This window comes from Megasphaera stantonii (assembly GCF_025567065.1).
Lineage (GTDB): Bacteria > Bacillota > Negativicutes > Veillonellales > Megasphaeraceae > Megasphaera > Megasphaera stantonii.
The window spans coordinates 42,849-53,486 of sequence record NZ_JAOQKD010000015.1 but is presented as its reverse complement, the minus strand read 5'-3'; the positions used below and the strand labels follow the sequence as shown (position 1 = coordinate 53,486).

Sequence of the window (10,638 nt, the reverse complement as noted above, 5' to 3'; positions counted from 1 at the left end):
CTCCTTTGTTGATGATTTCTCGCAAAACCATTTTAACATGAAGCTTCACTATGGATTTTTGTTTTTTGATTACCTGTTCAAATTCATTTTACAATTAACCGTATTTTCTTATTCTCATTATTTCTAAATTTATTGACAATATGACAATTTTTATAGGCCTCATCCCCCCTTTTTTATCCACTCTACAGTGGGCAAAACAACTAGTGCAAAATGGGCAAGAGTATCCGTTGCCTTTATCCTTTACCACTGCTTTTTGCGGTGTCGCGAATGACATTGGATCTGGGACAAGACTACTAGGCGTTGAACTTCGCACATCTACTTTTATCATTTACATAAAAGATAATCCCAGCGGAACTATCCAACTTATAGCTATCGGCCGATAACAATATATTCTGCTGCCGGGCCTCCAGTTTCAGAGGCTCTAAACAGGCAGCTGACAATAGTTTTATGATTACGCAAGATACCTCGTACAAATGCTTGGGAATCATCCTCCAAAATGCCAGTAGCTACCCCAATATAGTCGGTATTTGAAAAGGCAATCGCAAACGTTGCCGTTGCTACGAGATTTTCGTATGGTGCTTTTCCCCACTGTGTCTACCATCCTATAGTAATATACCAGGTAGTGGCGTTGGCATCATAGCTACCGTCAAGTGAAAATGTGCTAAATCCGATTTGAGTTAAACTATTAAAATAATTTTGTAATTCAATTACAACCACCGGTGCAGCACCAACATGAATGCCAATACCAATTTTAAAATTTGTATACGATATCGGCAAATTAACGACAGTTATATTATTGCCTAAGTATCCCCACTGTCTACCGGCCAATGATTAACACAAATGCGTCTATGTGGTTTGCAGGGGAATTGGCCGAAGCTGATGCCCATATCGTTAATGTTGTTTTATCGATTGCCGAGATAGATATCGTCTCGCTTGAGCTTTGTGCAACATCACTATTGCCTGTAACAAACAAATATACCTCCGTAAGAAATGAAATCGGGGTACTTATCGTTGCCTCTCCTGAATAAATCGGATTACTATATTCTGACGAATCGTAATTCTCTGACAATTCAATGGATTGTTTTATCCACTGTTCGGTACAGTGGGGAAGTTTATTGGGAGTTAAAACATTACAAACAATTACATATCAAATTTCATTCACAAATTTTGCCCGTGCCATTGGTGTAAGTTCAGATTTAACTATTATAGCAGCAATTCAAAATGAATCTGTTCTTAAGTTTGATGCTGTTTTCCCGTCGCAAAGCCAGATCACATCGTTTCGTTGGGTCGCTATCGGTAAGTAAACAGTGGACAATGCAGTACTGCACAACCGCAAACACCAGTTATCTTATAACTTTCCCGCTAACTGTAAGCTCAATTTTATGGGCTAATTCCACGGCATTTCAAGAAGCAAACGCGCCTGCAATTGCCTGGATAACCATATTAAATAGCAATAATTGCCATGCCGCGTGCAGTTTAGGTCAAACCAATATATTTGTTTGGAGCATTTGCCGATAAGCACAGTGGAAATAGTGCTACGCCGTGGGGTTTCAACTGGATAGCTATCTGCCGATAACGACAACTCTGTAAGTACCTGTATACTCAGCTGGAGTGCTGTCTATTGTGCATGATGTTGTTCCAATTTCTGTAACTACGGCATCATTTGTCGGCATGCCAGCTGTCCCTAATTTTGTTGTCCCGACTAAAGCAATAAAAGGATTGCAAGTGACGGGATAGTAAAAAGTAGCTCCGCCCATGCCGGGGTCGTTCGTAGATAATCCCCACTGTAGCGTACAGTGGGGAAACGAGACTATACCGACTGTGTTAAGTGCGGCAATTAATCTACCGGTATCTGTAACTACGATATATTCGGCACTTGCGATAGATGGCGGCGCAGGAGCATATAGCTTAGGCGTCACTATTAATGGCGCCACGGCAACAGTCTACCAAAATGCCAGACAAAATCCGGATAATTTAATCGCCGAAATTTATTTTCGTTACATCATGATTTGCAAATAGCTACCCACGATAGTTTAAAATTATTACCGGCCGAAGAATACGTCTTGAAACTCGTTACTGATGGATTAACGCCAATTGCTTGCAGCTGATCGCTCGCAGTCGCCCCCGCATCGATAGCTACAAGAGCGAGTATCGTAGCAACCGTTATCGGATAATACACGTCCCAGTTATTGCCGGCAGCTTGCATTCCCCACTGTACAATTAAGCCGCCGAAATTCGGTCCGAATTGGATATACCCGTTTTGCGCCATCAGTCCACTGATACCGAGCTTTGCATTCGTGAATTTAGTGCCGCTCCATTGCACATCGGATCCGCTCGCGAGATTACTAACCAGTGTGGCCAGTGTTGCAAGGCTTATATCCGGGGCATCATACCAGTTCCCTTTCCCAGTCACATCCCGAAATCTTCTCCCGAGCCCCGATAAGAGATTGACAAGCATATCCGTATCTTTGGTCGGGATGAGCGAATCGTTCATCGTCAGAGTTAAATTCGAGTGCGCTGAAGAATCTGAATTATGTTCAGATAGGGATTCACTCGATGCTGAGTTATCGAATAAGTACTTTAATTTTTTATCAGCCAGATTCATCCAAGCATCAAACATGCCTCTGTCTGGTGGTTGAGCGCCGATGAAGTTCCACCCTCTTAAATAATTGTCGTCTGAAAATACATACGGATCCAAAGGCGAATTTTGCGCCCATATTTTAGAGAAGTCCAATACTTCAGCCATAATAATTACTCCTTTTTTTTATTGATCAAGACAAATTAATCGCATCAGCAAAGCTTCCTTGTTCAAATCCTTTTGCATTGCGTTGACCTAAAAAACCAAAATAACTATCGTAATTAAACATAATCGACCGATTCAACCCAACGCCTCCTGCTCGGATAACCAAATCAACGGCACGGGCGAAGGCAATGTCATTTACATTTAATATTTTACCGATACCGACCATGATTTTAGCATTGCCGATTTCTGTCAGCGTTACATATGGTGCATCCATAATTCTTTGTATACTATTTATGGTATCGTCTGCGGTTCCTTTTGAAATATCTTTAAAAACTTTTAGCCATAATATTTTTCTATATTCGGGATCGGTTAAATTGACACTTTGCAGCCAAGGCTCCCCTCTGTCGTAAAAACGACCTTCTTCAAATCCTAAAGAATTTTCTTGCCCCATAAATCCAAAAAATGATATTTGAATGGCTTCTGTAATTTGACGAGACTGATTAATAATTGTTCCTATGCCATCTAATTGCACGCCTTCTGCCGTGTCAATCCATCGTTTCTCCAGCAGGTCAGAAAAGGCCTGGTCCAGCTCGTTCAGCTCTTCGCCCAAGGCCTCAATGATTACCTGCAATATCTGCTTTCCTTGAAATTGTCCAATCAGGTGGTTTTCCATGCTTTCCGTACGGTTACTACTCATCTTGTTTGGACACCTCGATTCTGGACTCGTCAAAAACAGCTATTTGACGCTCGTTAATTTCTATGTTGTTTGTTGTGTAGGACGTAGCTTCGTCTCCCGTACAAGCCGTCAGGTTGATGTATCCAATACCGGTGGTTGCGGAAAAAATAGCCGCAAAATACCGTTGCAGGATAACATCTTGCCCCACTTCCTGTAGGTTTCCTTTATCAAGAACGGCTTGCGCAATTTCAGTAATGCCGCCAGAAGGAAATATTTCATCCGGATTTGTTCCTACGACAATCTTCATCCAGACTTTGACCTGCTGCGGGCGGTTGAAGTATATTGTATGCTGCACGCCCTGCGAATCCGTAGCGACGCCGCTGCTGTCGCCGAAAGTGTCAATCCCCCCGGCTTTGCGGTTCCAAATCTGCTGCGCAATGTCGTTTTCCAGTCCGCCGTCAACGACGGCCTCAATGGAATGCGGCGGGCGGCCTTCCTCGTCTTCCGTATCCGTATTGTTTTCGTACACTCGGCAGGTCGTGACGCCCTCGACGTTGGAATAAACTGCCGCGGCAATCGAATCTGTCATGGCCGAAGCACGGTCATATAAGGACGAGCTCCACCGCTGCCGCAGGCTGATGTCGGATTCCGCATCCCGGCCGACGGTCGTCGCGACATTATTCGACACGCTACGCCATCCGGCATACGTCGTCAAAATCTGGGTAATCGTGCCGAGGGCCGGGTCAATGGCTCCGGCCGTGGTGCACCGGAAATTCACCGGCGAGCCAATTTCAATGATAGATACGCCGGTCGCGGCAATCGTAAAGGTGTTCTTCTGGTTGGCTGTTGCCAGCGTCATCGTATCGTTGGTCACGGTAAAGGATTTATCCGTAAAACTAAACTGCGACGATAGGCCGACCAATACCACCGCCTTATCGTCGCCGCTTTTTGCCGTATAGGATTTTTGCACGCCGTCGATGGCCAGCGTGTACTGCGCGCCCTCAGACACGTCAGAAGCTATCTGTATGGACGCATACGACGCTTTCCCGGCGTCTATGTATGAATCATTGTCCATACATGTCCAAACCGTTGCATCGGCGTCTGCGGACGAAATTTGCGAACCGTACGGAACCGGTGTCCCGTTGTCACCGTAGCAGGTCGCTACGAGCGAGCTTCGCTCCGCATCAATGAGCGTAATTCCGGCCAAGGCGGCCGCATTGGAGAGGGAAACGCCTTCCGCCGTATTGGGGTACATGGCATTGTAGACATTTTGGGCCAATTCCCATAGGTCAGACAGCTCATAAGCATAAACGCCGTGAAGCTGCCCGAAAATGGAATTGCTCCCCGTCTGGATTTCCATGCCCAGCTTGTCCGCGACACGCTTATTCAGGCTGTCGAGTATTTCCGGCAGCCGTTTCCGCTTGAACCCGTCCCGGGTTAGGCCGTATTTAATTTCTGGCATAGCCGAGCAGCTCCTTTCGTTTTATCAGTCCGTACGTTGTTTCCGCCTCATACTCCACGGCCAGCGTGCGGGAAAAATTGTTCATAGCCAGCGTCATCGATGTGACGGACGACACCCCTTCGACGCTGCCGATTTTTTCCATGAGAATTTGCCGGATATGGTTTTCGTTCGGATTTTTGACCAGTATGTACTCTAAATAAGGCACGCCGTCCCGCGTATCCAAAAACCATTCCCCGAGCCACTCCCGCAGCGTAATCAATATCTGCTGCGCGACCCGTTCGGCGTGATCGATGAGCACGAGGTCGCCGTTCTGGATGACCAAGTCGCCGGTACTTACGTTCATTGCAATATCATAGGCCATGATGTGATACCTCCCTTTATTCCGGCGGCCCGGTCTTGCTGCCGCCCGACATAACGCCGCCGTGTGGATGCTTTGTCAACGAAATGCCGTTCACGACTAAATCGCCGCCGGAAAACGAAAAATTCGTTCCGTCGGCCAACGTGCCGGAAAATCCGCCGCTTCCCAGCAGCACCAGCGATCCGCCGTTAAACAGGCAGACGTCGGACGCATGGGACACATTCGACGGGGCCGCCCCGCTGTACAGCCCAGGAATACACATCGCGTCATTCATGTCGTGTTTCCGGGTATCGTCGCTGTCGCCGCCGCTCAGGTAGTCATCCAGCTGCGATTCCGCAAAAATGAGCAGGCAGCCGTCACCCGCCCGCAGGGGGAAGGTCACGCCGGAGCTGCCGCCGCAGCCCATCGGGAACTGTACCGGCACGTTATGAATAACGGGATAGTCGAAGGAACGACCGTCGTCGAGCTTGTACTTGCCGAAGGGCTGCACCTGCGCCCGATTTGTCGCCGGGCTGTAGGAAACAATCTTGCCAGGAAGCGCCGTATGAACGGCCGCCAGCTTGTTGTCTGTCCATCCTTCGACAATTTCCTTGATTTGATTCGGTCCTTGATTACTGTTGTTCATCGGTATACGTCAGCCTTTCTATAAGATTCATTTCGCTGATCCAGTCGCCGCCGTAAGAATCGCCTTGATGCTTGACGGATTCGACGCGGAACCATCCCGTAATGATGCGGCTTTCGACCTTCACCGCATCGCCCGGCGTAACCGTCGGGGCCAGCAGCGTTTTGATTTTCCAGCCGGACTGTTTTTCCGGCTTTTCTTTTCGTGCCTTCTGCCGGCGCCGCCGCTTCGGCGTATCCTTATCCGTCTTTGGATTGGCCCGAATAATCCGCTCCGGCGAGCCGATCAGGCCGCTTCCTGCGGAAAAGACAAGGCCGCGGTTTGCAAAAACGCCGCCGTTCATGATGACCTGTAAGGCGTCGTTCTGCACGCTCCACGAACAGCCGGAATGATAGCAAACACCGTCCAGAGCTTCGCGCGCCGTGCCGACGAAGGAATACCCGTTGACGAACGTCCCGAACTGCACGCCTTCACCCAGCACCAGCGGCAGCCCCATGGCGTTGGCGATTGTCTGTAATACCCGGTTCCCGGATGTTCCCGGTGCAAAGGACAAGGAGAAAGCCGTGTCCCGGATCGCCACGTTCCCGTCGGCCAGCGTGAGCTTCGTTTCTACGTCCTTGTCGTTTTCTTTCGTCTCGCTCTGTGTGACCGTGCCGACAAACAGCCGGACAGGGCCAGTATTATCCTTGTACCCCGCCCAAATCTCGACTTTGCGGTCGGCAACTTCTATTCGGTTACGAGAATCTTCCGACAGATTGTACAAGGACAGAGCGCTTTTATTGGTTTCTTTCGTGAGGTCTTTTTCCACGGCAAATTGGACGCGGATCGTGTTCGCATATTCCAGATTGATTTCCGGGAAGATGACTTTATACTGTCGATGCCATAATGTCATTGAGTTCCGCCTCCGGGATGTAGACCATAGACGCCTTGCCGGTGATAAAATCCGTCCGGCCGATTTTCTCGTTCCCCGTAACCGGCGACGTAATGACGGCCACGAACTCCCCGCCGGGAAGGCCGACATGACGGCGGTACTGGTGCAGGAGCGGAAAATTCGGCACGAGCGCGATGCCGCGAACAATATCCGTGTTTTTGCTGTCGCGAACATCCATGGCCCAGGACTGGGCATGGTCGTTCCAAGCAAAATGCAAATTGTATTGGACAGTATCGATGATCACCGTCTCGTAAAAATCGTTGGCGTCGGTCATTGAAATCGTAATCATTAGAAAAATGTCCCTGCCTTTCCAATCGACTGATAGACGGAATAGGCGGCCATGTATGCCGTCGCTTCCGAGCCGGTCGCCATGGCCCCGAGCTGGCCGAAATCGATATTGTCCGTATTGATTCCCAGAATCCCGCCGCCCGCGCTTCCGGCCGAGGCGTCGACCGTTTGTAGGCCCGTCCCGATTTTCGTCTGGGCCGCGGCTCCGCCGTCTTTTTCCGTCGTTCCGGCTTTCCCGGCTGCGTCGTTGGCGGCATATTCTTCCGGCACGTCTTCCGTCCGCTGCACCACACGGCGCACATGCGTAAATTCGAGTTGGCAGCGGTAGCAATAGCCGTTTTCGACGTTCCGGGGCAGCGGCGCCGACGTCATGACCATGTCGGTATAGATGGCGTCCACTAGTGTAATTTTTACCGGTTCGCCTTTCTGGTAAATCTGCATCAGCATGTTCGTAACGGCATTCAGCGTTCGCCCGCCTAAGAAACTATTGCCCCAAGTAACCGGCGTTGGCGTAAATACGACATCCATAGACAGCCGCATAGGCTTTCTGACGACATGGTCAGCGATGGGGAAGCCGTCTTCGACCGGATATTCCGTGACTTCGCTGTCGAAATTCGTTTCCCGGGACATGACGACGTCGACGGTCAGGTAGTCGCCGATTTTTGCCGGTTGCGTCGGCTTCGGCATTACCCCGGCGGCGCGGGACACGAAGCCGCTGCCGCCCAGTAAGCTGCTAAGGCTCGGCATATATAACCCTCCTTTCTGTTATCAGTAGCTTAATTGAAACGGTTCTAGTCCATACGAAGTGGACTGCATAGCTGGTGCGAGCTCGTCGGAAGAGGCTAAATTGAATTGATTGCTCTGCTGCGTATTTACGTTGATTACCCGCTGCGAGAAGGATTCTGCCGCACTACCGGCAGCATCGAACTGAGCTTTTAAGCCGATAAATTCCAGTACCTTATTGACGACGGCAGAAAGCCAATCGTACAGGGTGCGGACGGCACTGGCAACGGTATTGACCAAGTCGCCCAAATCACGGAAGACCCGCGAGCCAATCGTAAAGAGTGAGGTAATCGCTGCCACCAAAGCCGACCCGATAATCGTTGCAATTCCTTGCAATACCGGCTTGAGCGTCTCGAATGCTTCCGTCCATTCTGCAACGCCCTGTTTCAGCATCTGTAGGCCCGGCTCGAACGCCTGCATGATCGGCTCCCAGTGTTCTTTAATCATATCGATAGCAGGAGCAAAAACATCGCTGATGTATTGGCCCGCAACGCCCAATGCTTCAACGATTTTATTCAGCCCAGCCGCCACCTGCGCCAATGCCGGATTTTCGGTGACGGTCTGCTCATATTCAATTTTATTTTTAGCCGTTTCTTCCGGCGTCCGTCCTTCCATAGGGCCGCTCATGATGGTAAGCAAGGCGTCGCCTTTATCGACGGCGTCGCTGATTTGCTTACCTACCCAAGAAAATACCTTTGACTTGGTTTCGATATACCAAATAAAGCGCCGCCATAGGTTTGTAGATTTTTGCATGGCTTGCCCGATAGTTGTCGGCATTTTAGAAAATTCCGCATCTACGGCTTTACCACTATCCAGAATAGCTTGAATAATGACTTCACTGGTAAGCTCACCATTCTTGCCCATTTCTTTCAAGTCGCCGATATTCTTACCCATAGATTCCGCAATATGCTGCATGAGAAGCGATGCGTTTTCATCCAAAGAATGTAATTCATCGCCTTGAAGAACGCCGGAACCCAATGCTTGCCCCAACTGTAGAATAGTAGAGGAAGCCTCTGCGGCAGATGCGCCGCCGACGGTCAAGGACTTTGAAACAATATCCGTAACACGGGAAACATCTTCCATCGTAATTCCGTATCGTTTCCCGGCCCGGGCAACTTTAAAATACAAGTCACCCATTTCAGTAAGCCCTTGCCGGTTTCGTTGGCTCATCGTGTAGAGTTCAGTTTCAACCGCGGCGCGTTCTTTTTCATCGTCGTATAGGGTCCGCAACCGCCCGTCAAGATTCATCAGTTCATCCGCAGTTTGCACCGCACTATGAATAGTAAACGCCCCGGCAATAGCCGCTCCTAATGCGTTAAACTTACCGATTAAAGCCGCAGCTTGATTATTGACGGCACTTAATCCCTGCCCGAAGCCCCGCATATTAAAATTGACGTTGCTGTTCCGGCGCAGCCGGGCCAAGGCATAATTGACGTTGTTCACGGCCCGGGCGGCCATTTGCGAGGCAGGGCCCGCCCGCAGGAAAGCCCGGCTCAGAGAATCCCCGGCAAAGGTGGCGCTTTGGGCCATTCGCCGCATATTCGCCTTCGTCCCGTTGATTGCAGCTTCTGCCCGGTGCTGGCTGCCCCGGTTAAGCTCATATGAAATTCTGATAAGTAATTCTCTTACCGCCGACGCGGCCATGGCTGCCCACCTCCTTTCGGCATTTTCTTCGTCATATTCCAGTATTCAATATCGGATACCATCGTCAGATAGTCATTCATACGGACGAGTTCGGCCAGTGTGACCCGGCCTTCTTTCACGTCCCGGAATGTCGTCATTCCTTCTCGGATCGCTCTCCAGATAAAGAGGGTTGACTCGAAATAGCGTTCAACGCGTCCTGGAACATCGATCGGATCGCGCCCCAAATCTCGAGGAACCCATCCGGGATGCTGGAGAGCTTCGAAAAATCCGCGAAGTTCACCGCGGCGACCTGACACATCAGCACGAGCATGTCAATAGGCCGACCAGAAAAGACCTCATTGGCAACGGATTCCGTAAATTTCACAAAATCGCCGTTTCCTTTCTTCACGTACACGTATTCCGGGTCAAGCAGCAATTTTGCAATCCGGAGCAATTCGTCCCCGTTCAGCTGACGCGCAAGGGCCGTAAACCCGCCGGTCGCAATGTTGGCCAATAGTGCAAAATCCGACGTATGCTTATCGTTCGCCGGTGATTTTCTTATTGCATCAAAGCCACCATCCAGAAGAGGAGCGACCACTTTCAGCAGGTCGCCCCATACCTTCATGGCGTAAAACGGGTCAAATTGCCGGATATTGAAGGTATACGCGCCCTGCTTATACTCTTTGATTTCTCCACCGCTATACATTAGTCATTACCTCCGATAATCGGGTCCGTTACGGCCCCTGTGTTCAGCGTCCAGTTTTGGGCCCCGATTTGCCGCCCTTTTCCGGCTTCGGGGAAATTCTGAACCCACGCATCATTTGCGAAGAACAATGTCGATCCGGACAAGTCTTTTATCATAAGTGGCTTCTTGCCGCCGCCGTTGTCGCGGTCTTGGTTATAGGCATTGGATAAATAGTCGTTGCTCTTACTCGTAGATGCAAGGTTTATTTCTACCTCAAAACACGAATTAGGGTCGATGCTGCGCCCGACTTCGCCGTCCGCGCCGACGTAAATGGTCATGCCGTCGCCTAGCGGCCGAATCGTAATCATGTCGTCTTCGGAAAAGCCCGTAAGCTGCTGACCGCCAAAAATGACTAAAAGCTTTTTCGGGTCATAGGTTAATACGCTCATTTGCCATTATCTCCTTTC

The 10,638-nt window shown here is 49.7% G+C and carries 12 protein-coding genes; all 12 read right to left on the bottom strand.

Translation table 11 applies throughout. The features are described 5' to 3' along the window. Positions 1-2,002 precede the first annotated feature (2,002 nt). Genes OCV58_RS08660 through OCV58_RS08605 form a run of 12 tightly spaced genes read right to left on the bottom strand, consistent with a single transcriptional unit; the run spans position 2,003 to position 10,620 of the window. The gene (locus OCV58_RS08660; RefSeq protein ID WP_154877592.1) at positions 2,003-2,746 is read right to left on the bottom strand and encodes a hypothetical protein; all 744 of its coding nucleotides are present in this window, start codon (positions 2,744-2,746) and stop codon (positions 2,003-2,005) included. Positions 2,747-2,771: 25 nt separating this feature from the next. Next, positions 2,772-3,440: a baseplate wedge 1 family protein gene (locus tag OCV58_RS08655; protein ID WP_154877591.1), complete on the bottom strand. Its 669-nt coding sequence runs from the start codon at positions 3,438-3,440 to the stop codon at positions 2,772-2,774. After that, positions 3,433-4,881, bottom strand: coding sequence for a baseplate J/gp47 family protein (locus tag OCV58_RS08650; protein WP_154877590.1), 1,449 nt, complete (start codon positions 4,879-4,881; stop codon positions 3,433-3,435). Before OCV58_RS08650 ends, OCV58_RS08655 begins: the two co-directional genes overlap by 8 nt. Beyond that, positions 4,868-5,242 carry a contractile injection system sheath initiator gene (locus OCV58_RS08645; protein WP_154877589.1) on the bottom strand — a complete coding sequence of 125 codons (375 nt, stop codon included), beginning with the start codon at positions 5,240-5,242 and terminating at the stop codon, positions 4,868-4,870. Before OCV58_RS08645 ends, OCV58_RS08650 begins: the two co-directional genes overlap by 14 nt. A gap of 16 nt (positions 5,243-5,258) precedes the next feature. Further along, entirely contained in the window at positions 5,259-5,864 is a 606-nt protein-coding gene (locus OCV58_RS08640; protein ID WP_154877588.1) for a Gp138 family membrane-puncturing spike protein, read from the bottom strand. Then, on the bottom strand, positions 5,851-6,753 hold the full coding sequence (locus OCV58_RS08635) for a phage protein (protein ID WP_154877587.1): 903 nt from the start codon (positions 6,751-6,753) through the stop codon (positions 5,851-5,853). Before OCV58_RS08635 ends, OCV58_RS08640 begins: the two co-directional genes overlap by 14 nt. Further along, a complete protein-coding gene (locus tag OCV58_RS08630; RefSeq protein ID WP_154877586.1) occupies positions 6,728-7,081 on the bottom strand; it encodes a phage baseplate plug family protein in 354 nt (117 codons plus the stop codon). Before OCV58_RS08630 ends, OCV58_RS08635 begins: the two co-directional genes overlap by 26 nt. Beyond that, positions 7,081-7,827, bottom strand: coding sequence for a phage baseplate protein (locus OCV58_RS08625; protein ID WP_154877585.1), 747 nt, complete (start codon positions 7,825-7,827; stop codon positions 7,081-7,083). Before OCV58_RS08625 ends, OCV58_RS08630 begins: the two co-directional genes overlap by 1 nt. 21 nt (positions 7,828-7,848) lie before the next feature. Next, positions 7,849-9,507: a tape measure protein gene (locus OCV58_RS08620; protein WP_154877584.1), complete on the bottom strand. Its 1,659-nt coding sequence runs from the start codon at positions 9,505-9,507 to the stop codon at positions 7,849-7,851. Then, positions 9,489-9,644 (bottom strand): hypothetical protein, encoded by a 156-nt coding sequence (locus OCV58_RS08615; protein WP_267312862.1) that lies wholly within the window; start codon positions 9,642-9,644, stop codon positions 9,489-9,491. Before OCV58_RS08615 ends, OCV58_RS08620 begins: the two co-directional genes overlap by 19 nt. Beyond that, a complete protein-coding gene (locus OCV58_RS08610; RefSeq protein WP_154877583.1) occupies positions 9,641-10,192 on the bottom strand; it encodes a phage tail assembly chaperone in 552 nt (183 codons plus the stop codon). The genes OCV58_RS08615 and OCV58_RS08610 overlap by 4 nt, the downstream gene beginning before the upstream one ends. Beyond that, positions 10,192-10,620, bottom strand: coding sequence for a phage structural protein (locus tag OCV58_RS08605; RefSeq protein WP_154877582.1), 429 nt, complete (start codon positions 10,618-10,620; stop codon positions 10,192-10,194). The genes OCV58_RS08610 and OCV58_RS08605 overlap by 1 nt, the downstream gene beginning before the upstream one ends. Between the last annotated feature and the right edge of the window lie 18 nt (positions 10,621-10,638).